We start from the raw sequence: 25,216 nt of genomic DNA on the forward strand, positions 1-25,216 counted from the left end.
CACCCGGGATTTCTTTTCAGTATTTTTGGGAACTTGTTTCCGCTGTAAGCGGCTGCAAATATACAATGCTTTTTCTTTATCTGCCAAATGTTTTTTGAAAAAAATTTTGACTTATTTTTAAAAGCAATACCATTTAAAAGAACTTCAAAACAACACCGCTTTTTAAAGCATAACACTCGTTGTTTTTGCGGCTGCAAATATACAACCTCTTTTGATTCTGGCAAGCAAAAAATAAACTTTTTTTGCTTTTATTTTTTTAAGCTTTCTCAATCCTAAAAAAAACACCGTATCCAAATATGTAATGAACTTCCCGCCTTATCTCTCAACCCTCGTTGTGTCGCAAAGCGGGTGCAAATATACTGCTGTTTTTTAGATGCGCAACTATAATTTTAAATTTAATTATTTTTCAGGATTTCCTATAAAATCATTGCATCTTATCCTAATTTCAGTAGCATAGGAGACACCTACAAAATAATTCAACATTTAAAAGGTTAAAAAAGGTCTAAAAGAAAATAACTTCCGCAGAAAAAACTAGAGAAAAAAGTTCCAAACAACACCAAATCGTATCTGGAAATCGGCATAAGGATAGCCGGGAGCAACAAAGTTATTATTCTTATCTATTAAAGAATTTAAATGCTGCAGTTTAAAAAAGATTCGAGTTTGATCTACTTTTCCATTAAAAAAGAAATCCACTACTGGATAATTACCAAATTCGGCTGAGTTCTGCACATAAAGTTCAGCTAACACGGGATCGTAGGCATTCATATTGTAATTCGTAAAATATTTAAAGGTAAATCCGGTTTGAAGGTAAAGCGCCTTATCAAACCATTCATCTTTATAATATATAGTATTACGGGTCACAAATTCAGGAAGGTTTAATACCGAAGCGCCGTCCATTACATTTTGATACATTAAGGTATTATCTATTGCAAACAAACCAAAATCAAAATCTTTACTGGCCTTTAATTTTAAATACCTAACCTGGTCTCCAGACTGGAAAGGCTTAACCAGCCTATCTTCTCCTTCAGTGAAATAAGTATAGTTCTGAATTTGGGTTAGCCTAGCTTCAATATTAAGCAATTTTTTAGAACGCAATTCTCCGTATATACTTTGTGTGTTTACATTATCAAAATTGTTTTGCCAATTGTAATTCACATAATTACTCTGATAAAGAAGAAAATTATAATTGGGCATATGGCTGTTTTGATTAAAACCAAATTGCAACCTGTTCTCCTCATCAAGGCTATAACCTGCCTGCGCCGCAAAATAGCTACCGGTAAAATCTCCAGCCAAATTAAGCATAGCGTCTGCCTTCACATCAAAACCACCTATACTCTTATTATATTCTCCACCTATTGCATAATTTACTCCGGTAAGTTTATTATTAATAGTGTCGTTTTCACGAATATAAAAAGTCTTATACCCATACTCAAAATTTTTGACGGCAGCTTTCGCCTTTACTTCGCCTAAAGTTTCATTAGACCATTGTACATAGCCCTCATTATAAAACTCGGTTAAACGAACGCGGTCTCTTAAATTAGTTTGTTGAAAAGAAGGCCCAAAAATCTCATTTACGGAGTTAGTTTGAAGGAAATCAAACTTTTTATAATCGTGATTAAAAATATGCCCAACTTTTAGCGCATTTGAAGATAAAGAATCTGGTTTAGCAAGGTGATAATAATGATCCAGATAGAAACGCTTTCCATATAGTGTATTTTCAGCATTTTCAAAATTCATTTGCAAAAGGGAACGGTCTTCAAATTCCTCTTCTTTATCAATGTATTGCTGAAGAGCTAAATCTGAAAAACCACCATTTTCCTGATTCATTAGATCATGCGAGACAAAGTGTGATCTTAAATGATACTTCTTATCTAAAGTTTTATAAGTAAGTCCGAATTTAAAAATCCCGGTACTGGTAAGCATGTTTTGATATCTTCCTAACGCACGAACACCTTTATAACCAACAGAAAAGTTCAATCTTTCAGAAGTATTCATGGTAAATAAAACATCTAGCTGCTGACCTTGCTCTGGCACCGTTTTAAAGTAAGCTTCTGTAAAAGGTGTAGGCACGTGATAGTAATTAATGTCTTCTACATCAAGAAAATTATAATGCCTCGCCTGGGCGCCAAATTCGGGATATAACTTTTGTGCGTCAAAATCTATCCCCAGTTTGTTATAGGGGCGCCCTGTATTAGAAAAAGACAATAATTCAAAATTATCTTTTCGCCGATAATTAAATTTATAATCTTTTTCTATGGTAAGCGTAGTATCTACAAAAGTAGTGTCATTTGCTATGGAAATAATTTTGTAAGCGGAAATTGGAGGTTTAATGGTGTCTTCTTGCTTACTTGCGTTTTCGGCATTTTGGCCTCCGGGACCGGCAGAAGGTCTAATTTGCGAAATAGCCACTAAAGGAATTAGTAGAAAAAAAAACAGTGTATAAATTTTCATATATAAAAAGGACTCCCACAAAAGTAAAAATAAAAATCACAGCAAACAGAAATTGCAAGAAACAAAAAAAATAGAGGTCCGTATGCTTTTGCTTTACAATTACCGTAACTAGGTATATTTTTCAAGATGAAAAAGTCTTTTTAAGATTACCTATAGGAAAAACTGTATTAATTCCAACGGTATATGAAGGAGTAATTTAAGCTGCAAGCGAGCAAAAACTATCGGTTAGACAAACAGCTAAAGAAATACTTTACACCGATATGTTATAGGTAAACCAAGTTTATAGAAATAAAAAAGCCGCCTAAAAAATTAATTTTTTAGGCGGCTTATATACATTTAATACTAACTATATCTTACAGCATCAAGTTAATCAGCACTAGAACTTCCACCAAGAGTGAAAGCTTCGGTTGCTTCCTCATCAAAATCACCAGGAATAACAACAAGCTCTTCTCCAGCAAAAGTAAGAGTTACAGAACCCTCGTTAGGAAATGTAAGACCATCTCCATAAGCATCAAAAATGCTAAATGTATAATCTCCATCAGGAAGACATCTTTCTACTGTAGCACTTGCAGCTCCTTCTGCATAAGGACCACCTTCCAAAATAGTGTTTCCATCTGTGTCTTTAACATTCCAGGTAGTTTCATTAGCATAGCCGTCAAAAACAAAATCAATCACCAAAGGACTATCACAAGATAAAGAAACATTTAGTTGAAAATCATCTCCGGTAGAAAAATTCTCCTGCGCAGCAAGGCCTATAATAAGGCTTTCTCCATTAGGACTAAAGTTAACATCCTGAACATCTACAGTAAAAGCAGCTTCGTTAGAACCACCTGGTATAACTACAGTTTCAGGCAGAGAATATGCAGCAGGACTCATGCTAGAAGATTCTCTTACTACTATATCGATAACCCTATCTTCATTTACAATATTAGCTGTATAAACATTTAGTTCATAAGATGTACTTCCCCCCAATTCAACCTTAATATCTGCAGGACCTGCTTGAAGCGCTGCATAATTAGGTGAAGTAAAATCACTTTCATGATCACAACCTGCAAAAGACAGTGCTAAGGTCGCAACAAATAACAATATATATTTTTTCATAATTGTATTTATGTTTTAAAATTTAGACTAATCGTTCTGCGTATTAATCGCGGGGTTATAGATAATCTCTTCTTCCGGAATTTCGAAAGTTAAACGCTCATCATCATAAGGAATCGCTTCTCCAACAAAAGACAAGTGGTTTGCTCCACGCACCACTGTTTCTTTATTTCTCTTCAGAGCCAAGTAAGACTTGCCTTCACCCCAAAGCTCAATACGAGTTTGTAAATAAATTTCATCCTTAAGTGCTGGTCCCGAAAGTGCATCAAGATATGATGTATCGTCCAATCTTAAATCTAAAATAGCAGCTAAAGAAGTCCTAGCTTCAGCATCCATATCCAGATTAGCAGCTGCTTCGGCATTTAATAAGTACATTTCGGCAATTCGCATATAGACTAAGTCTAGAGTAATTACCTGAGACGGCCCTCTTGGTACTCTTGCAGGGTCATAAAATTTCCCCCATGGTTGAAGGAAGTTGGACGAAGAAGGGTCACTCATAAATTGGTTCTTTCTTACATCTTCATCTGGAATCTGACTGTAAAGCCCGGCATCCATAGCCTTATAATCACCATATCCAGCGTAGCTATAAGAGAAGTAATCCATTTGTCCCCACCAGGACAGCAAACCTACACCTGAATCTGAAGTAAGATCAACACCCCACATCCATCCTGGAGTATTCACATCATTAAAACCTCCTCCGGTTGGGTTATCTACATCGTCATCGGTTCTGTCGGCTCTTGCAACATCCTCCGCTGTCATAATGGTAAAAGGAGTATTAGTAATAACATCATTAGTCAAATCCTTAACCTCTTGCCATCTATCACCCTGAGCGGCTAATACATAAGCTAATATACCTTGAGCCACTGGCTTATTAATTTGGTTTTTTGCTGATCTATTAAAACCATCCAACAACGATATGGCAGAATTCAAATCATCCTCCATTTGCTTATAGATTACAGAAGCTGCAACCTTTGGCCCGTTTTCATCCTCTGGCAAAAGATAAATTGGTAATATCTCTTGACTTGGATCATAAGAGTTTTGGTAGTATTGAGCTAGGTAAAAATAAGAATGTGCTCTCATTGCTTTTGCCTGACCGAGAATATACTTGTTTTCATCGGTTTCAGGAATAGCATCATTCCCTCCAACAGCTGCAATCACTAAATTTGCTGAACGAACAAGGCGATAGTAATATCTCCAGGGCATATAATTTCTTCCACTAGTAAAATCTAGAGGTGCCTGGAATTCGGTAATATCAGATCGATACCAACCAAATGAACTTACAGAAAGCGCAACGTCTCCTGACAACATATCTCCGAAAATATCATAACCTTTCTGACCAAAATCGTCGTGATTGGTAGTACCACCAGATCCATCTTCAAACTGTAACGAATAAATACCCGTTAAAGTTCCGGCAAGTACATCAGCATTGGTCTCACCGGCTTCAGAAACTTGCTCCTGTGTTAAAAACTCTGAGGGCTCCTTCTCCAGGTAGTCCTCGCTACACCCCACTAACGTAAGCAGTGCAGATGACAGCAGTGTTAATTTAAATATATTTTTCATTTTGTATTTTTTTTATTTTTAAAATTTAACCCTTACTCCTGCAGTAACTGTAGTTAAAGGAGCATATAAACGACGCCCTGAGTTAGCATCTTCTGCGGTATTCGGAAGAAAACCATCTCTAGCAGTATTCACGTAAAGGTTATCTCCAGAAACATAAAGGTTCACATATTTAATTCCTGTACTTCCAAACATCTCTTCTGGAATAGTATAACCCAATCTTACGTTATTAAGAGCCAGATAATCTGTACTTGTCACAAAACGATCAGAAGTGCTAGTTCCATTAACAAAAGCATTATCTGTTAAAGCAGGAACGTTTGTAATATCTCCTGGATTTTGCCACCTATTAAGGATATCAGAATGATAATTGTTACCTACAGCACCAAAACGGTCGCTCATTAATTCCGCATACTGAAAATCTACCGCGTGTCCTCCAAGGCTATATACTACTTGCGCACCAAAATTGAAGTTTTTCCAGTTTCCGCTCAATCTCATACCACCCCTTACATCTGGAATTGCAGATTTACCTATATACTTTTCTGTGGCATTAGCATAAGTATCAGTCACTTGTCTTTCTACGTTAGCATCTGGATTATCGTGCATGTAGATAGCCATAGTTTGAATGGCATCTTCACCTGAATCAAACAACCCGTTAGCATTAGCATCATTAAAATACTGATACCAAAGCGGCGCTCCATTTGAAGGATCTACACCAGCATATTCTCTAGTGTAAATTTCGAAAATAGATCTTCCTTCAGAATATGCAAAAGGAGCATTTGATACATCTAAAATTCTTTTTTCACCCGTAGAAGGATCTAAAGGCATTTTTGTAATCTCATTCTGAAGAACTTCACCATTAACACTAAGATCTAAATTGAAATCTTTAGTTTGAACTAAATGACCTGTCAAGTTAAATTCTAAACCGGCATTTCTTAAATCCCCATCGTTAACGGTAATAATAGCAATACCCTGAGAAGGACCTACTCTACGCTCAAAGATCTGATCTTCTGTATTCTTAATATAATAATCTACAGAACCATCTAACCATTTACCTAAACCAAATTCTGTACCTACCTGGAACATTTTAGAAGTTTCCCAGGTAAGGTCTGGATTTCCATTATCTAAGGTAGAAAGTGAAATTTCATCGTTAAGGTTATTGATACTATACGTATCGTACCCAGAGTAATAATCTACCCCTGCTTCATCCCCGGTAATACCGTAAGAAGCTTTTAACTTAAGAAAAGAAAATAAGTCGCTGTTAGCAAGAAAATCTTCATTAGACGCTACCCATGCAGCACCAACAGATCCAAAAGTACCCCACTTCTCGTTCACGAAACGCGATGAACCATCACGACGAACAGATCCAGTAAGGTAATAAGTATCTAAATAGTTATAGTTAACCTGACCGAAATAAGATTCGATAGACCTTCCTTCATTATATCCCGTAGCCGGACTTGCTGCAACTACATAGTTATTTAATTCATAAATATCTGCAGCAACTGCTTTAGTTTTAAATGCATCATTGTAATTTAACTCAAAATCATTTGACTCGTGTGCTATTAAAGCATCAACACTATGATCTCCAAATTGATTTTCGTAACGTAGCAACTGTAAGAAGTTAGTTGTCAACTCTTGGGTATCAACTTTAAATAAAGTACCTCCATCCCCTTGTGCAGTACCATAAAATGGATTATCTGCGCTTGTATATCTATCCATAGAATACTGAGCTCCAAATTTGGTCTCAAAAGAAAGATGATCTGTAAGAGTAAAATCTAAAGCAAAACTTCCGTTTAACTCGTGTCTATCTGTATTAACATAATCATACAACGCAGAACCAACAGGGTTCAATCCATCAGATTGTGGTCTTGTTCTAAATCCTGAGAAACTACCATAATCGTACTGATTTCCTCCAAAAATAGGATCTGGCACTAATTCACCATCATTATCTCTTAAAAATACTCCAAAAATAGGAGCGGTTTTATCAGCAAATTCAAAAACGTTTTCAGATCCTACAGTCTGCCCGTTTTCCATTTGCTCTGAATAAGCATAACCAATATTAGCTGCTACATTCAACCATTCTTTAACTTGAGACTTTACATTTAAACGGGTAGTATATCTATCATACCCAGTATTAACCGCATAACCATTATCATTAAGGTAACCTGCAGAAGCAAAATAAGAAGTCTTCTCGTTTCCACCACCAAAGCGAACGTTAGCTTCAGTTCTAATAGCCGCATCAAAAGTTGCATCTTCGTATCTCTCTGGAGTATATTTTCTAGTCACCCCATCTCTAACCATACGAGTATCAGGATTAATTAATTCTGAAGCAGAAGCTGCATTCCAAAGATTATAGCCTGCAGGCACATAGTTATCAGTAAATAATCTAGAGTTAGCATATTGTACTGGATCTGCAGCACCGGTAATTCTACCACGATTATAAATACCTTCCCAAACTAACCCAATATAAGATTCAGGAGATTTTATCACATCATATCTTGGGATCACCTGATCATTTATACCGGTTTTCACATCTACCTCAATATAATCCTCTCCAGAAGTTCCTGTTTTAGTAGTAATTAAAATTACCCCGTTTGAACCACGCGAACCATAAATAGCAGTAGCGGTAGCATCCTTTAAGACCGTAGTTGTCTTAATATCTGCCGGGTTAATAGAGTTAATACTTCCAGAAAATGGAACACCATCTACTACATATAATGGGTCACGGTTACCGTTAACAGAACCAAAACCTCTAATTCTAATAGTAGAAGCAGTACCTGGTTGCCCAGAGGTATTGATCACATTAACACCAGCAACTTCCCCAGCCAAAGCCTGAGAAACGTTAGCAAAGTTCTTGGTTTCTAAGTTTTCTGTATCAATAGTAGTTGCAGAACCAGCAAATGACTGTCTGGTTGCGGTACCATACCCAACTACTACAACTTCACTTAAAGCAGCAGCATCTGTACCAAGCGTAATGTCATAAACATCAGCCGCACCAACAGTGACTTGCTGAGTACCAAAACCTACATAACTAAATGTAATAACATCACCCATATCTACGGAAAGACTGTACTCACCATCAAAATTAGTTTGGGTTCCATTAGTCGTACCCTTTTCAATAACATTTACCCCGGGTAAGGGTAAACCATCTTCATCGATAACCGTACCGGTCACCACTTTTTCCTGTGCAAAAGTAAATTGCACTACAAACGCTAATAATAGCGTAAGAATTCCATGTAATTTGTTTTTCATTATTATTTAAATTTGAATTAGCCTTCGCCAAAAATCATAATAAATTCTTAATAAAACAAATGATTTTTCAATTGAATTATCATTTAATTTATTAAGGCTTTTTTAAAAGATGTAAAAATATGAACGTTTATGGACTTATTTTTTTACGAATTCAGCAAAAAAATGACAATTAAGCAGAACCTGATTTTAAGTAGCTTATAAGCATTTTAATGCCAAAAGAGCGATATCTAGGACAATTTACTATGCATGCCTTGTATTTTTAAAAACTGTACATATAATATATACGATTAAAAAAAGGCAATAGTTTTGTTTTAAACCGGGATTCTTATAATTTTTGCACCATGTTAAAAATGTACAACCTTCCATGCCAGATTGCCGGCACCGATGAAGCCGGTCGCGGCTGCCTTGCAGGCCCGGTAACTGCAGCCGCAGTGATCCTCCCAAAGAAATTTAAGAACAAACTGTTAAATGACTCTAAACAAACCAAGGAAGAAGACCGCAAGAGTCTTAAAGAAATTATAATAAATGAATCGATTTCATATGGCATTGCACACGTATATATGGAAGAAATAGACGAAATAAATATATTAAATGCTTCTATTTTAGCTATGCATCGCGCCTTAGAAAAATTGCAGTGTGAACCTGAGCACATTATTGTAGATGGTAATAAATTTAAACCTTTTCGCAATATTCCACACGAGTGCATTATAAAAGGAGATGGGAAATTTTTAAGCATTGCTGCCGCTTCTATTTTAGCAAAAACCGCTCGGGATGAATTTATGAAAAAGATACACCAGGAATTCCCAATGTATAATTGGCAACAAAATAAGGGATACCCAACCAAAGAACATAGACAGGCCATTAGGGAATATGGAAGCACTCCATATCATAGAAAAAGTTTTAAACTCCTGCCGGAGCAACTCAAACTTAGTCTATAACTTTTATATTTGTTGAAAATCCAGTAGTTCTATGAAGAAAAGCCTCTTCGCATTTTTTAGCATTCTTTTATTTCTTTCCTGTCAAAAATCGGAGAAAATCGAAAGTCTTATCGGTTTTATTCCAAACGATGCAGCGGTAATTATACAAACTTCTAATTTAAAGCAATTTCAACTAGATTTAAATTCACTTCCCTTTTTTGAGGAAAACTCACTCAGTGTAATAGACAATATTCAAAAAGATCTGGGCTTTCTTAAATATACCGACAGCATTACTGAAAGCATCATCACTTTATCTATTTCAAAAGAGGCAAAATTCAGATATACCTTTATAAGTAAGCAACAACCTAATTTTGAATTAGACTCCATTCCAAATAAATCTATTGAAAATATAAAAGTTGAAGGTTTAAATTATCAAAAATTAAGCTTAGAAGGAAATGAATTTTTTGTTTCTATAGGAAATGGACCGTTTATAATTTCAAGTTCTGAAACGCAGTTAAGGCAAATCTTAAAAAAAGAAGACCTGCTTAAAAATAAAAGTTTTACGAAAGCTTATAAAGCCATCTCCCCCAATAAAACATCCCTGATTATTAATCACGCCAAACTTAAAAGTTTTCAGCAAAATTTATTTCCAAATTTAGAACTTGAGAATGTAAAAAATTATGCCGGATGGAGTGCGGTAGATCTAGAGTTTTCTAAAAACGGGTTTTCCTTTAACGGTCTCAGTATTCCGGATAATGAAAAGAACCTTCATAAAATTCTTGCAAAAGCCGGGACAGTTTCAATAGAGTTCGCCAAAATTGTTCCGGAAAATTCAGGTGGATTTGCTGCTTTAGGCTATCAAGACTCGGAAATCTTTCTACAGAATTTAAAAGGATTTAAACAAGATTCAGTTAAAAGGCCCGAAGACAGAATCATATTAAACACCAGGGAAGCTGGAATTATTCTGGCTGAAGAAAATTCCTTACTCGCAATAAAAACATTGATAACCACTGAAGCGACCGACTTAATTTCTGGCTTTGCCAATTTAGAAGAGAACTATCGCGATTTTCCTATATATAAGGTAACGCAACCTGATGTTTTTAAAAACCTTTTCACTCCCTTTTTTAATCCAAAAGCTACTAATTTCGCAGCCGCAATTGATCAACACCTCGTATTTTCCGCTAGCATACCGCAACTTCGCGACTTAATTGCCGGTTATGTAAATAAAAACACACTGGCACATCAAGCTTATTATAAGGACAGTGAAAAAAACCTGGCGGAAGAATCTTCTATACTCATAACCGGAAAAACAGCACAATTAAAAAGCAACTTAGCTAAAGCGGTTTCTAAAGAATTTAGTGCCGAGATGGAAAATTTAAATTTCGGGAAGCATAAATTAGCGATCCTACAATTAGTAGAGGAAGACGATTTTGCCCACATACACGGTAGTTTTGAATCGCAGAACGAGCAAAACACTTCCAATAATAAAACCGAAGAAATGCTTTCGGTAAACCTGGAAGCTGAATTACTTAACGAGCCGGTTTTTGTGAAAAACCACCTGAATAATCAAATGGACATTGCGGTTCAGGATATAAACAACACGCTTTACCTAATCTCTAACAAAGGCACAATTTTCTGGAAGAAAAAACTTAAAGGTCAAATCTTAGGAGAGATACAACAGGTAGATCTTTTTAAAAACGGAAAATTTCAGCTTGCTTTTGCAACTCCTTATTCCATAGAGGTTTTAGATAGAAATGGAAATACAGTAAAACCATTTCCGCTAAAGTTTAAAGATGAAATTACGCAGTCGCTATCCATATTCGATTATGATAATAACAGGAAATATCGCTTTTTAATCACGCAGAAGAATGAAGTTTTTATGTATGATAAGAACGGAAAGAGCGTAAAAGGCTTCGATTTTAGGAAGACTAATTCTGAAATTTTAAAAGCTCCAAAACATTTAAGAATTCAGAATAAAGATTATATCGTTTTTCCTGAAAAATCGGGCAAACTCAATATTTTGAGTCGGCAGGGAGAGCATAGGGTAAAAGTAAAAGAGAGCATAGATTTTTCTGAAAACGAATGGTATGAGTTTGAGAATGATTTTCTCTCCAGCAATGCTGAAGGGAATCTTGTAAAAGTAACGCAAAATGGATCAGTAAATATAGAGAATACGGCTTTTAGCGAAAATCACAGCATAACAGCAAGACCTAATTTATTGGTTAGTCTTTCAGAAAACATTTTAAAGATAAAAGGGAAGGAATTAAACCTTGATTACGGACTTTATACCAACCCGAAAATTTTCCTGGTAAACAACAAATACTACATCAGTCTAACAGATTTACAAACACAAAAAGTATTTGTATTTGATAGCAATGCAGAACTTCTTCCAGGTTTCCCGGTTTATGGAACTTCAGGAATTAATTTAAACAATGCAGATATAGACCAGCGCCCCGAATTTGTGGTAAAAGGTGGCGAAAAAGAGGTTTTGATGTATAAACTTTAAAACTATCCTTCCTCAATTATTAGCTCTATTAATGGTTTAAAAGCATTTTCCACTTTAGCGGCCTATCAAAAATTTATCGTGAAATTTGAAGTGAAAACATCGTAAAATTTTAGGCTGTTTCAGCTAAACGTATTTTGATCCAGTTATTTTTATGAAGGGCGTTCCTAAAATTTAGGTGTAGAACAAAAAAATTAGATAAAATTTCGTAAACCTAAATTTTTTTGGTTCGTTTTTTCATCAATGAAAAAAATGAACATTATGATTTATTTGGAAAGATTTAATACATAAACTCTACTTGAATTCTGCTTCAAACAAATCAGCAAAATGTTTTAAAACCTTCTTCTGAACTTCTGCTAAAGGAATTTCTTTTTTCCCAAGTTCTACATTTAAGGAAGTAACGGCTTTACCTTCAATTCCGCAGGGAATAATATGGTCAAAATAGCCTAAATCAGAATTTACATTCAGCGCAAAACCATGCATAGTGACCCAGCGACTGGCACGAACGCCCATTGCACAAATCTTTCTGGCAAAAGGTGTTCCCACATCAAGCCAAACTCCCGTTTCGCCTTTGCTTCGTTCTGCTTTTAGACCATAATCGGCCAGCGTAAGGATTATAGTTTCTTCCAGAAACCGGAGATATTTATGAATATCGGTAAAAAAATTATCAAGGTCAAGAATTGGATACCCCACTAATTGCCCCGGCCCATGATAGGTAATATCACCACCGCGATTAATTTTATAATAGGTAGCTTGCTTTTTCTCTAGTTGAGTCTCAGAAATAAGCAGGTTCTTTATATCGCCACTTTTACCCAAAGTATAAACGTGAGGGTGCTCCACCATTAAAAGGTAATTTGGTGTTATTTCATTTAAATTCTGCCTTCGGTTTTTAATTTTAAGATCAAGAATTTCTTTAAAAAGACTTTCCTGGTAATCCCAGGTCTCTTTATAATCTTTATAACCTAAGTTCTGCAAATTTATCTGCTTATTCATACGCTTTTTCCAGGGTTATTCAGAATAATAAGTGCCGCGATCACTCCCGGAATCCATCCCAAAATAGTAAGGATCAAAACAATTAAAATAGACCCACAACCCCTATCGTAAACCGCTAGCGGTGGAAATAAAACAGAAAGAATAACACGCCAAACACTCATTTATCTAAAGCTATTACCAATTTATACCGCAAAGATAAGATTATAAATAGAGAAAACTTATTTGATAAAGAAGTGCATTTTTATCTTCCAAATATTATCAAAAATTCAGGTTTATATCCCATTGGTTGGTAGCCACATAGTCACTATATTTGCACTCGCTTTGCGAAAAACAGAAAGACTGTCTAAAAAGTCTCATTTCGTCAAGCTGAACTTGTTTCAGACTTTATCCCGAAAACTTCGGGATTCTAACACGTTTTTGACTATCAAGAACTTAGATTCTGAAATAAATTCAGAATGACGCTTTAAAAACTTTACAGACAGCCTCATAAATTAGAAAATAATATAATTCCGAGCGAAACTTGGGAAAATTAAACCCGAAATAAGGGATACATCAAATTACGAGTATGCAATTATCTGAACAGGAAATAGTAAGAAGAGAGAAGCTTTCTGCATTAAGAAAAGCAGGTATTAACCCGTATCCGGCAGATTTGTTCCCGGTTAAAGACACCAGTAAAGGTATTAAGGAAGACTTTGAAGAGGGAAAGAAAGTGGTGATGGCCGGGAGATTAATGTCTCGCCGTATCCAGGGAAAGGCCTCTTTTGCCGAAATACAGGATTCTAAAGGAAAGCTACAGGTTTATTTTAACCGTGATGAAATTTGTACCGGTGAAGATAAAAGCAAGTATAATGATGTTTATAAAAAATTGCTGGATATTGGTGATTTTATTGGGATTGAAGGGGAGCTTTTCAAAACCCAGGTTGGGGAAATGACGGTGATGGTAAAAGATTTCACTTTACTTAGCAAATCGCTTCGCCCGCTGCCACTTCCGAAAACCGATAAAGAAGGAAATACTTATGATGGCTTCACAGATCCGGAACATCGTTACCGCCAGCGATATGCCGATTTAGCTGTAAATCCAAAGGTGAAAGAGATCTTCGTAAAGCGTACAAAGTTGTTCAACGCCATGCGAAATTTCTTTAATGAAAGAGAGTATTTTGAGGTAGAAACGCCAATTTTACAATCTATTCCCGGGGGTGCCGCAGCAAGACCGTTTGTGACACACCATAACGCATTGGATATACCGCTTTATTTAAGAATTGCCAATGAATTATATCTAAAAAGATTGATTGTAGGTGGATTTGACGGGGTATATGAATTCTCAAAGAACTTCAGAAATGAAGGAATGGACAGAACTCATAATCCGGAATTTACCGCGATGGAAATCTACGTGGCCTACAAAGACTACAACTGGATGATGGATTTCACCGAAAAACTGCTGGAACATTGTGCTCTTGAGGTAAACAAGACTACCGAAGCTGTTTTTGGAGAAAATAAGATCAACTTTAAAGCGCCTTATAAGCGCGTAACTATGACCGACTCTATCAAGGAATTTACAGGATTTGATATTACCGGTAAATCTGAAGCTGAAATTAGAAAAGCAGCTGAAGATATGGGAATTGAAGTTGACGAAACTATGGGGAAAGGAAAGCTCATTGACGAGATTTTTGGTGAAAAATGCGAAGGAAATTATATTCAACCAACTTTCATAACCGATTACCCAAAGGAAATGAGTCCGCTTTGTAAAGAGCACCGTGAAAACCCTGAATTAACTGAGCGTTTTGAACTAATGGTTTGTGGTAAAGAAATTGCAAACGCATATTCTGAATTAAATGATCCTATAGATCAGCGCGAGCGCTTTGAAGAGCAGTTAAAACTAGCCAAAAAGGGTGACGATGAGGCTACTGAATTTATAGACCAGGATTTCTTAAGAGCCCTGGAATATGGAATGCCACCAACATCTGGATTAGGCATAGGAATGGACCGTTTAATTATGTTCCTAACCAATAATCAATCTATCCAGGAAGTGCTATTCTTCCCTCAAATGAAACCGGAGAAAAAAGCGGTGGAGTTAAGTGAGGACGAAAAAGCTGTTTTCCAGTTATTAAAAGATGATTTAATTCAGGAGCTGGAAACTATAAAAACCAAGTCTGGTTTAAGTAATAAGAAGTGGGACAAAACCCTGAAATCACTGAGAAAACATAAAATGATAGATGTTTTTAAAGATGATGAAACAATGAAAATCAAAGCGGTTTAAAGTTTAAAAAAGCTATATCCTTTAGCTAAACAATAGTTAAATTATTATTTTTCAACTTTAGTTTTAAACCTTTTTAATATAAATTAGTCAAAAGATCACCAAATGGTGGTCTTTTTTCGTTTTTGTAGCTTTCGCTTCAGAAAATATATCACTTCTAATTAATCACACAAACCAAAATTTCACTTTATGACCAAACGATTTACGAATAAGCTATTTTTAGTAGCCTTATCGATTTCGGTTTCCAGTTGTGCAGTGTTTCAGCCTAAATCTTCGGCTGATGCCTCCAAAAAAGAAGCCTCAAAAAAAAATGGCGACCTGGAACCTTACGCCAAAGTAATTACTAAAGATGCTAAAAGCGACCAAGGTTTATTCACTGTTCACCGGGTAGACGACAAATATTTTTATGAAATCCCAGATAGCCTTTTCAATCGGGAGATGCTTACCGTAACAAGAATCGCAAAAACTGCCACAGGAATTGGTTTTGGCGGCGGAAAGCAAAATACCCAGGTACACCGCTGGCAGAAAAAAGACGGTCACGTTCTTTTAAGAGTGGTTTCTCACCAAATATATGCTGCAGATTCTTTACCTGTTCACGAAGCGGTAGTTAACTCTAATTTTGAACCTGTTTTACAGCGTTTTCCGGTAAAAACCATAGGGAAAGATTCAGTGAATAAAACTACCGTAATTGAAGTAACCGATCTTTACACCAAAGATGTGAAAGCACTTGGATTAAGAGATGGTTCAAGAAAACAATATAAAGTATCCCGCTTAGACGATAGCCGTTCTTATATAGATACCATTCGTAGCTATCCTAAAAATATTGAAGTTAGGCACGTAAAAACCTATAATGCCGGCGATCCGCCTTCTAATGCAAGTACTGGCTCAATTTCTTTAGAGTTTAGTAATTCTATGATCCTGCTTCCAAAAGAACCAATGAAGCGCCGTTATTTTGACCAACGTGTAGGTTGGTTTGCCCGCGGACAAACAGATTATGGGCTTGATGCTCAAAAAAGTAAAGAAGTAAAATATCTTGACCGTTGGAGACTTGAAGTTAAAGAAGAAGACAAAGAGAAATTTGAAAATGGCGAATTGGTAGAACCAAAAGAACCAATTGTTTATTATGTAGATCGCGCTACTCCAAAACAGTGGATTCCATATATAAAACAAGGTATTGAAGATTGGCAGGTTGCTTTTGAAGCTGCCGGATTCAAAAATGCGATTATCGCTAAAGACCCACCAAGTAAAGAAGAAGATCCAGATTGGAGCCCAGAAGATGTTCGCTACTCGGTAGTGCGTTACCTGGCTTCACCAATTCCAAACGCCAACGGGCCTCACGTTAGTGACCCGCGTTCTGGAGAGATCTTAGAGTCTGATATCAACTGGTATCATAATGTTATGACCCTGCTTAGAAACTGGTTCTTTGTACAAACTGCTGCTATTAACGAAGATGCTCGTAGCGTTGAATTTGAAGACGAAGTAATGGGTAGGTTAATCAGGTTTGTTTCTTCTCACGAGGTTGGGCATACATTAGGTCTTCCACATAATATGGGAAGTAGTGTTGCTTACGCGGTAGAAGATCTTCGTGACCCTGAATTCACTGCTGAATATGGAACTGCACCTTCTATCATGGATTATGCACGTTTTAATTATATCGCACAACCCGAAGACGGTGATGTGGCTTTAATGCCAGATATTGGACCTTACGATAAATATGCAATTGAGTGGGGATACCGCCCAATTCTGGATAAAACGGCTAAAGAGGAAAAAGAAATTCTTGACCAATGGATCCTTGAAAAAGCAGGTGATCCTTTATATCGCTTCGGAAGCCAGCAAAGTGGCGGAGTTATAGACCCAAGTTCTCAAACTGAAGATCTTGGTGACGATGCTGTATTGGCTAGTGAATACGGAATTAAAAACCTGAAGCGCATTATGCCTAAATTGATCGAGTGGACCGCCGAAGACGGTAAAAACTACGATGACCTGGACGATATGTACAGTCAGGTTTTAGGTCAGTTTAACCGTTATATGGGCCACGTAACTGCGAATATTGGCGGAGTTTATGAACACTATAAAACTTACGACCAGGAAGGAGCTGTTTATTCTCATGTTTCAAAAGAAAAGCAAAAGGAAGCGATGAATTTTTTACAAGATCAGCTTTTTGAAACCCCGGAATGGATGATAGATCAGGAAATTTTCAATAAAATCCAGTTCGACGGCCAGGTAGAACGTATTAGAAATATGCAGGAACGCACGCTTAACAACCTACTTGATTTTGGAAGAATGGCTCGATTAATGGAGAACGAGGAAGTAAACGGTGATGAAGCTTACGGTTTAATTGATATGATGAGCGATGTGAGAATGGGAATTTGGAGTGAAGTTTATTCAGGACAAAATATAGACCGTTACCGCAGGAACCTTCAACGTGCTTATATAGAACGAATGGAATATCTAATGACTGAAGAGCAAAGCAATATTCCATCTCAATACAGAAGTTGGATAAGTAGAAGTGACGTTGATGTTGCTCAAAGTGATATTCGCCCTGTGGTAAGAGGAGAACTTAAAACACTACAAAACCGAATTAGAAGAGCAGCCAATCGCGGAGATCGTTTAACAAGATACCATCTACAGGATGCTTTGGAGAGAATTGATTTAATTTTAAACCCCATCAAATAATTCTAAGATTTTTTGATTTGTTAGTTTTTGAAACCACCGTCCCTACACGGTGGTTTTTTTATACACTCTATTAAACCTTTTTAAAGTTTGGAAGTCTAAATACAAAAGCACCAAATTGCTATGAAAAAGATTTTTTAGTAATTAAATATGCTAAAAATCGAACAGGAGCTTTTTTTGGTTAAATAGTTGAGTTTGTTTGAATTTTAAAATGAGAGCAGTATTAAGAGAACCGAAAATCTGAATTTTACATCTTATCTAAGTCAGATAAAATTTATATTCTTGTCTGCTCTCTTTTTTTTAAAGAAAAAACTTCGCTACCAGACCTCCCCCAAGCCACAGGTAACAAACAAAAGCTATATATTTCAAGCTAGTTTCCAATAACTGGCTTTTAGGTGCCATTTCTTTCATATGCATCACATCTTTACGCTTATAAAACCCAAGGTATATCAATACTCCAGAAATTGCTAAAAAGAGTAAATTCAGCCAAAAAGTATAATCTATTTCAAAATGTTCGGCATTGGTTATTTTTACCGCAGAAGGATCTGGCAATAAATTAAAAAAATTAAATCCGTAATGTAATAATAAGGAAGTGCCAATAAGCGCAGTAAAAAGTAGGAAAAGTATAAAGAAAGACATTTTCCAGCCATAATATTTGGCATTAATTCTTAATACTGGAAACACCACCAAATCACTAAAAATAAAGGCCATTACCCCGGCAAAACTTACTCCTTTTCCAAAGAGAAGAGCCGCTAAAGGAATGTTCCCCATAGACCCAATAAAGGTTAGAAAAGCGGCGATAGGTCCTACAATAATGTGCTCAAGAATGGTGAAGAAACCAAAATCTGTATTTCCATCTCCCGTGTTTATAAATAAAGTTTGAAAAAAAGAGTCTGGAACAAAAGCCGCTACTACCCCGGCAATAGTAAAGCCCAACGTCACATCTTTCCAAACCATTTTCCACTCCATAGCATATTGTTTGGATACTTTAGCCCAACTGGTTTCTGACTTTATTTTTTTCTTCCAGGATTTTTCTGAATCTTCATCATCCTCATCCTTTTCGTCCAATCGCTCTCGCGCTTTTTTAATTAATTTCTTCGGATTAATAAGCCTGATGAGTATCCAACTGATAAGAATTAGCAAAATTCCACCAACATATTCTCCTACCACAAATTGCCAACCCAAGAAGATTGCGATTAATATTCCTAACTCTATAACCAGGTTAGTTGATGCAAGTAAAAAGGCAATAGATGAAGAAAAACTGGCACCTTTTTTAAACAAACTTTTAGTTGAAGCTAAAGCAGAAAAACTACAGGAACTACTGATGAATCCAAAGAAAGTTCCCAATAAAATACTTTTAGATTCGTCTTTGCCCATAGTTCTTTCCATACGTTTTTCGGTCACAAAAATCTGGATACAACTACTTATTATATACCCTAAAATAAAGGCCCATAAAGCCATCCAGAAAAAACCGGCACTGGTATAGGCCGCTTCCCCCCACTTGCTTAAAAAATCCTGCATTTCTATTAACTTTTGGTTGTTAGTATTCTACTGTAATTTAGCGCTTTTTAATCTTAAAGCATTTGCAATTACTGAGACTGAACTAAAACTCATTGCTAAAGCAGCGATCATAGGTGATAATAAAAGTCCGAAAACCGGATATAAAACCCCGGCAGCAATAGGTACACCAAGCGTATTATATATAAGTGCAAAGAAGAGGTTTTGCTTAATATTTCGCATTACTTTCTTACTTAGCATTTTCGCCTTTTTCACTGCTTTTAAATCACCTTTTACCAAAGTAATTTCTGCGCTCTCTATCGCAACATCGGTTCCGGTTCCCATGGCAATACCTATATCGGCTTGCGCAAGTGCGGGCGCATCGTTAATTCCATCACCGGCCATCGCTACCTTTTTTCCTTTCTCCTGAAGTCTTTTCACTTCATTTTGTTTATCCTCCGGCAGCATTCCGGCTTTAAATCCGGTTAAGCCAAGTTCTTCAGCAACCGATTTGGCGGTTTTCTCGTTATCGCCCGTAAACATATAAACCTCAACTCCTTCATCCATTAAAGATTTTAAGGCTTCCCTACTCGTCTTTTTAATAGGATCAGTGATTGTGAAATACCCGGCTATTTTTCCGTCTACCGAAACAAAGGAAACGGTTTTACCTTTTTCCTGTTCAGCCGCTACTTGTTTAGTGATTTCTGAAGGAATTTCAATATTTTCAGCTTGCATCAGCTTATCATTACCAATGGCTATTTTTTTATCTTCTACCACCCCGGTCACTCCTTTCCCGGTAATCGAATTGAAATCTGAAGCTTCGGTATATTTCAGCTCATTTTCTTTTGCAAAATCTATAGTTGCTTTGGCCAGTGGGTGCTCGCTTTGTGAATTTACCGAGGCGATAAGCTTTATAATTTCATCTTTATTTTCTTCAGAAATCACTTCCACTTTTTCCACTTTGGGTTTACCCTCGGTAATGGTTCCGGTTTTATCAATAATCAACGTATCAATATCATCCATTTGCTCTAAAGCACGGGCGTTTTTAATAAGTACCCCATTTTGAGCACCTTTCCCCACCCCAACCATAACCGACATTGGTGTAGCCAGACCAAGTGCACACGGGCAGGCAATAATTAATACTGCAATAGCATTAACCAGGGCATAAACATACTGGGGCTCCGGACCGTAAATAGCCCAAACAACATAAGTTATCACTGCTATAATTACCACAACCGGCACAAAATAAGCCGAAATCCTATCGGCTAATTTCTGAATAGGCGCCTGTGAACGGCTGGCATCATTTACCATTTTAATAATTTGAGAAAGCAGGGTCTCCTCACCTATTTTTTCTGCTTTCATGGTAAAGCTTCTGTTCCCATTAATGGTACCCGAACTTACTTTATCACCTTCAGCCTTATCCATCGGAATAGGCTCTCCGGTAATCATCGCTTCATCAATACTGGAATTCCCTTTCTCAATAATTCCATCTACAGGAATTTTATCTCCGGGTTTCACCCTTAGGATATCTCCTTTTTGAATTTCATCTATAGAAACTTCTTTCTCTTCGCCACCAATTACTTTTATCGCTTTGTTAGGAGCGAGTTTTAATAATTCTTTTATTGCAGAATTTGTCTTGCTATGTGCGCGGGCTTCTAAAACCTGCCCAAGTAAAACGAGGCTAAGAATCACTGTTGCAGCTTCAAAATACACATGTACGGCACCACTTTCAGTCTTAAATTGCGGCGGGAAAAAATCTGGAAACAATAAACCAAAAACGCTAAAAAGCCAAGCTACCCCGGCACCAATTCCAATTAGCGTAAACATATTAAGGTTCCAGGTTTTTATAGATCGCCAGGCACGTTCAAAGAACATCCAGGTAGCATAAAAAACTACAGGAATGGAAAGTCCAAGCTGAACCCAGTTCCAATATTCCTGATCTAAAACTTTATAAAGTGGATTTCCGGAAATCATTTCAGACATCGCGATAATGAAAATAGGCAGTGTAAATACCACGGCTATTTTAAACTTCTTAAATAGCTTTTTGTAGGATTTACTTTCTGAAGATTCTTCGGGTTCTTTTGCTACCAGGTCCATTCCGCATTTTGGGCAGGAGCCGGGACCGTCTTGCTCTACCTCTGGATGCATTGGGCAGGTATAAACAGTAGCTTTTGGCGTTAAGCTGGCCTCTTCCACTAAATCCATTCCACATACCGGGCAATCTCCGGGCTTATCGTAAGTTTTATCGCCTTCACAATGCATGGGACAATAGAAAAAAGAGCCTCCCCCCGACCCCCCTCCCAAGGAGGGGGACTTTTTTTTATTTTGTTTTTGGCTCCTCCCCTTAGAGGAGGCTGGGGGGTGCTTTTCCCCATAGGGATGAATTTGATAATTCCCGCCATCATCTTGTAATGCCTGCTGTAATTTCTCTAATGAAACATTCTTATCACCTACAATTTTGGCCTCTTCTTTTTCGAGATTTACCTTGGCAGATTTCACTCCTTCAACTTTATTTAAAGTTTTCTCTACGTGAGACCTACAGCCGTTACAGGTCATTCCGCTTACGGAATAAATTTGCGGCACCTCATCTTTTAGGTGAATCTGATAATTACTGTCTTCCAGCACTTTTTGAAACTCTTCAAGATGAATATGTTTTTGCATCTCTATTTCGGCAGAAGCTTTTTCGAGATCTACCTTAGCATCGGTTACGCCTTTCACTTTTCTTAAGGAATTTTCTACATGGGCTCTGCAACCCATACAGGTCATTCCGGAAATATGATAATTGTGTTTCATAGATTTTATTGGAGAAAAAAGGCTGTTTGAACCTCTGTTATTAGCTACGTCATGCAGGAACTTGTTTCAGCATGTAAGTTGATAGGAATTAGACCCTGAAATAAATCAGGGTAACGTTTATCAGTAGAAATTCAAACAGCCTTAAAAAATTAAATTTTATGCTAAATAAGCCTCGCAAGCTTTTACACAATCGCGGCAGGCTTTTGCGCAGTCCTGACAGTGTTGGTGCTCATGTTGGCCGCATTCATCGGCACAGGCATTACAAACTTCTATACAGTATTGTACCAGTCCGTCTACATTTTTGTAACCGGTAGCTAAAACCTGGTTAAGGGTGCTACAAACCTCTGCACAAACCCTGTCGGTGCGAATACAGTCTTTCATCATTCTTACGTTGTCTTCATCCAAACATGCATCAGCACAATAGTTACAATGATTAATGCAGTTTCCCAAAGCTTTCAACATCTTTTCATTTCTCATAATATTGGTTTTTATTGGTTTAGCTCAAAATTAAGCACTAAAAACCGTAATGAGTTTTAAAATTATGGTAAGAATTTATAATAAAATTAGAAAAACCAGGATCTAAAGCTTCTTGAAAATCAAAGCGCCATAGGCTTAAATATCATCTAAGGATTTACGCTCAAAATGCTTGAGTTTATATTTAGAAGGGTTTAAGCCAGTTTCTTTCTTGAAGAATGTTGAAAGGTAGGCAGCGCTACCAAAATCCATTTTATAGGCAATTTCTGAAATATTTAGCTCACCGTATTCTAACAGCTCTTTAATACGTTCTGCTTTTATTTTGTTTTGAAAACTTTGGATACTTTGACCTTCCGCCTTACTAAAAAGACTGGTGAGATGACTATAATCGTAATTTAGTTCTTCGCTTAGTATTTCAGAAAGTTTTTTAGTTCCGTAATCTTTATGTTCGTAAACTAAATTGATAATCAAAGACTTTATCTCGGTTACGATTTTATTATTTCGTTTAGCTACAATTTCAAATCCGTTTGCGTTAAGTGCCGTTTCCAAATCCCGAAATTGCGCTGCCGAAAGTTGATTTTCAAATTCAATCCTACCTAAACTAACATTTATATAATTAAGGTTTTGTTCCCTAAGCGTGAGCTCTACACTCATTAGACAACGGTCACAAACCATATTTTTTATATGTAGGATATTTTCTTTCAAACTAGTTTTATTAATTAAAAAGTAAGCCAGGCTAAAAATTTTTCATTTGCTCTGTCAAAATCTATTTTAAGATTTTAATCGTGAACTTACCAAATTTTTAGCCAGGCTTTAGTTGAGTTAATTATTGGATAGTTGCTTCTACCCTACCACATTTTAACATTTTATCGCCATAATAAGGATTAAAAATATCTTTTGAGTTTGAATACCAATAATCGCCTTTTCCCTCAAAAGCCATTGGGCAATATTGCTTGAAAATTGCTCCAGATTCTAAAGCATTCATCAATATAGGCTCCATAGCTTCAGTAAGTTTAGAAAAAGCTTCTCGTTGTTTATTTACATCACTACTTTCTGCTATGGAATTAGCAATAGCAGCAATCTCATCATTTTCGGTGGTTTTAGCCAACTCTGATGCTTTTTCACTTGCCATTTTCGCATCAGTATTTACAAATGCATCCTTAATTTCTACATACAAATTATAGGTTTTCGCAGTCTTTTCGTCTTTAAATTGGGCTTGCAACTGTTCACCCTTATAAGTTTCTGTTTTAGCCTGTTCATCTGGCTGATGCATTTCATGTTGCATAGGTTCTGGAGCATCATTTTCTTTTTCCTCGTTCTTACAGGAAAATATCACTAAACTTCCAGCAATAATACTTAGCATTGTTAAGCTTCTAAGATTTCTTTTCATTGTTCTTGATTTATATATAATTTAATTGTTGAAATAATTAATTAATCTTTTATGTTAATTCGATTAATATTTGCGGTACCAAAGACCAGCACAAAGAAATAGAGTATTGTTTCCAAAATCACTAAAAATTTTGCCGATAGCGATAGAGGCACAAAATCACCATAGCCAACGGTAGAAAACGAAATTAGGGAATAGTAGAAAAACTCAAAGAATAAAAATATTGAGGGTTCTGCAACTATCAAATTTGTTTTAAAGTTAGCTGCTTCATTTAAATAAAGCGCATAATAATCTGAGGCAAACGAAAGAACAATAAGGCTTATTATAAGCGTAAAAAGGCTTAAAACGTGCTCTAAATAGTGACTATCTCCTAAAATCTTACTCAACTGTGTAAAAGTTATTCTTACTATTAAAAATGCTTTTACAATTGCAATAGCAATAATAGTCCATTTCCAGGCTTCATTATCTAATGATTTTGGCAGGAATAACACATATAGGAATGCAAGAATTACTATTATCCCTAAGGTCCAACCTGCTTTTGAAAAAAGTTGTCCATAAAATTTCTTGTCGGCTTCTTTTTTGTCACTCATTTATCTCTTATTTTTCATCATTAAATAAGCTAGCTTTTGTACCAATTCCTCTTTTATATTTTATCTTCATGAATTTTTATTTTCGCTTTCATCTTCTCCATGAGTTCCGGGTTTTCATTTGAAAAATCAGTCGTTTGGATCATTATTTTCTGCAAGGGTCTCCAATACAGTTTTTTTGGTTTCACAACTCTATAACAGTGAGAAAATGGACACCAATGTAAATCTGAATATAATAGTATTCAAACACTTTTAGAATCTTGGTTACACTATTTATTTCGCCTCATTCTCCAACCGGTCAATTATCTTTTTCATTTGTGCGATTTCCTTTTTCTGAGCTTCAATAATTTCTTCAGCCAGTTTTTTGGTTTCCAGATCTTTAATATCTGCACGTTTACTGGTTAAAATTGCAATAGAGTGATGCGGAATCATGGCTTTCATATATAAAACATCTCCAATAATTGGGCGTTGTGCTCTCACCAAACCTAATGCTGAAACGAATAAGACAAGACTTCCCAGGTAAATGGCAATATTCTTTTTCTTGTTTTTATACATTTTAAGCATTAAAGAAAGCATAATTACCGCCATTGCTGAAATTCCCAAACAGGCCATATAAAATCTTGTTAGGCTAAAATATACATGATCAAACTCATAAGTATTAAAATACATGGTTATGTACATGGCCATAAAAGACAGTCCGAGCATTAGAAAAAATCTAGCATAATTACTAACTCCACCATTTTGTTTCTTCTCTTTTGAACTCATTATTAATTAGTTTATGGT

General features: G+C 36.3%; 18 protein-coding genes. 4 read left to right on the forward strand and 14 right to left on the reverse strand.

Annotated elements, in window-relative coordinates:
* The 5 genes from B5X51_RS15985 to B5X51_RS04415 form a co-directional block, all read right to left on the reverse strand.
* Window positions 1-224, reverse strand: a 224-nt coding sequence (locus B5X51_RS15985; protein ID WP_217699531.1) for a hypothetical protein, incomplete at its 3' end; no start/stop codon positions are given.
* Between the two features lie 307 nt (window positions 225-531).
* On the reverse strand, window positions 532-2,451 hold the full coding sequence (locus tag B5X51_RS04400) for a putative porin (protein WP_079719682.1): 1,920 nt from the start codon (window positions 2,449-2,451) through the stop codon (window positions 532-534).
* A 366-nt stretch (window positions 2,452-2,817) separates the two neighbouring features.
* Window positions 2,818-3,552: a hypothetical protein gene (locus B5X51_RS04405; RefSeq protein ID WP_079719683.1), complete on the reverse strand. Its 735-nt coding sequence runs from the start codon at window positions 3,550-3,552 to the stop codon at window positions 2,818-2,820.
* Between the two features lie 27 nt (window positions 3,553-3,579).
* Window positions 3,580-5,109: a RagB/SusD family nutrient uptake outer membrane protein gene (locus B5X51_RS04410; RefSeq protein WP_079719684.1), complete on the reverse strand. Its 1,530-nt coding sequence runs from the start codon at window positions 5,107-5,109 to the stop codon at window positions 3,580-3,582.
* Between the two features lie 18 nt (window positions 5,110-5,127).
* Complete coding sequence (locus B5X51_RS04415; RefSeq protein ID WP_079719685.1) at window positions 5,128-8,355, reverse strand: SusC/RagA family TonB-linked outer membrane protein; 3,228 nt, start codon at window positions 8,353-8,355, stop codon at window positions 5,128-5,130.
* Window positions 8,356-8,696: 341 nt separating this feature from the next.
* Here B5X51_RS04415 and B5X51_RS04420 point away from each other — a divergent pair, with 341 nt between their 5' ends.
* Window positions 8,697-9,293 carry a ribonuclease HII gene (locus tag B5X51_RS04420; protein ID WP_079719686.1) on the forward strand — a complete coding sequence of 199 codons (597 nt, stop codon included), beginning with the start codon at window positions 8,697-8,699 and terminating at the stop codon, window positions 9,291-9,293.
* Window positions 9,294-9,324: 31 nt separating this feature from the next.
* The gene (locus B5X51_RS04425; RefSeq protein WP_079719687.1) at window positions 9,325-11,778 is read left to right on the forward strand and encodes a hypothetical protein; all 2,454 of its coding nucleotides are present in this window, start codon (window positions 9,325-9,327) and stop codon (window positions 11,776-11,778) included.
* Window positions 11,779-12,069: 291 nt separating this feature from the next.
* Here the strand turns inward: B5X51_RS04425 and lipB are convergent, their stop codons facing one another.
* Together lipB and B5X51_RS04435 are read right to left on the reverse strand one after the other, a co-directional pair.
* Entirely contained in the window at window positions 12,070-12,768 is a 699-nt protein-coding gene (gene lipB, locus B5X51_RS04430) for a lipoyl(octanoyl) transferase LipB (protein ID WP_079719688.1), read from the reverse strand.
* Window positions 12,765-12,929: a YqaE/Pmp3 family membrane protein gene (locus B5X51_RS04435; RefSeq protein WP_079719689.1), complete on the reverse strand. Its 165-nt coding sequence runs from the start codon at window positions 12,927-12,929 to the stop codon at window positions 12,765-12,767. Before B5X51_RS04435 ends, lipB begins: the two co-directional genes overlap by 4 nt.
* 404 nt (window positions 12,930-13,333) lie before the next feature.
* On the opposite strand from B5X51_RS04435, the gene lysS reads away from it, so the two are divergent.
* Together lysS and B5X51_RS04445 are read left to right on the forward strand one after the other, a co-directional pair.
* Complete coding sequence (lysS, locus tag B5X51_RS04440) at window positions 13,334-15,025, forward strand: lysine--tRNA ligase (RefSeq protein WP_079719690.1); 1,692 nt, start codon at window positions 13,334-13,336, stop codon at window positions 15,023-15,025.
* 186 nt (window positions 15,026-15,211) lie between these two features.
* Window positions 15,212-17,698, forward strand: a complete 2,487-nt coding sequence (locus tag B5X51_RS04445; protein WP_079719691.1) for a zinc-dependent metalloprotease — start codon at window positions 15,212-15,214, stop codon at window positions 17,696-17,698.
* Between the two features lie 297 nt (window positions 17,699-17,995).
* Here B5X51_RS04445 and B5X51_RS04450 read toward each other — a convergent pair whose 3' ends face one another.
* The 7 genes from B5X51_RS04450 to B5X51_RS04480 all read right to left on the reverse strand — a co-directional run bounded on the left by B5X51_RS04450 (window position 17,996) and on the right by B5X51_RS04480 (window position 25,198).
* Entirely contained in the window at window positions 17,996-19,216 is a 1,221-nt protein-coding gene (locus tag B5X51_RS04450) for a permease (RefSeq protein ID WP_079719692.1), read from the reverse strand.
* A gap of 27 nt (window positions 19,217-19,243) precedes the next feature.
* Window positions 19,244-21,985: a heavy metal translocating P-type ATPase gene (locus tag B5X51_RS04455; protein WP_079719693.1), complete on the reverse strand. Its 2,742-nt coding sequence runs from the start codon at window positions 21,983-21,985 to the stop codon at window positions 19,244-19,246.
* Window positions 21,986-22,141: 156 nt separating this feature from the next.
* Window positions 22,142-22,462: a four-helix bundle copper-binding protein gene (locus B5X51_RS04460; RefSeq protein ID WP_079719694.1), complete on the reverse strand. Its 321-nt coding sequence runs from the start codon at window positions 22,460-22,462 to the stop codon at window positions 22,142-22,144.
* 135 nt (window positions 22,463-22,597) lie between these two features.
* Window positions 22,598-23,164 carry a helix-turn-helix transcriptional regulator gene (locus B5X51_RS04465; protein ID WP_079719695.1) on the reverse strand — a complete coding sequence of 189 codons (567 nt, stop codon included), beginning with the start codon at window positions 23,162-23,164 and terminating at the stop codon, window positions 22,598-22,600.
* Between the two features lie 121 nt (window positions 23,165-23,285).
* A complete protein-coding gene (locus B5X51_RS04470; RefSeq protein ID WP_079719696.1) occupies window positions 23,286-23,849 on the reverse strand; it encodes a DUF3347 domain-containing protein in 564 nt (187 codons plus the stop codon).
* A 41-nt stretch (window positions 23,850-23,890) separates the two neighbouring features.
* Complete coding sequence (locus tag B5X51_RS04475; protein ID WP_079719697.1) at window positions 23,891-24,436, reverse strand: ion channel; 546 nt, start codon at window positions 24,434-24,436, stop codon at window positions 23,891-23,893.
* A gap of 270 nt (window positions 24,437-24,706) precedes the next feature.
* A complete protein-coding gene (locus tag B5X51_RS04480) occupies window positions 24,707-25,198 on the reverse strand; it encodes a DUF305 domain-containing protein (protein WP_079719698.1) in 492 nt (163 codons plus the stop codon).
* Between the last annotated feature and the right edge of the window lie 18 nt (window positions 25,199-25,216).

The organism is Salegentibacter holothuriorum, assembly GCF_900168045.1.
GTDB classification, from domain to species: domain Bacteria; phylum Bacteroidota; class Bacteroidia; order Flavobacteriales; family Flavobacteriaceae; genus Salegentibacter; species Salegentibacter holothuriorum.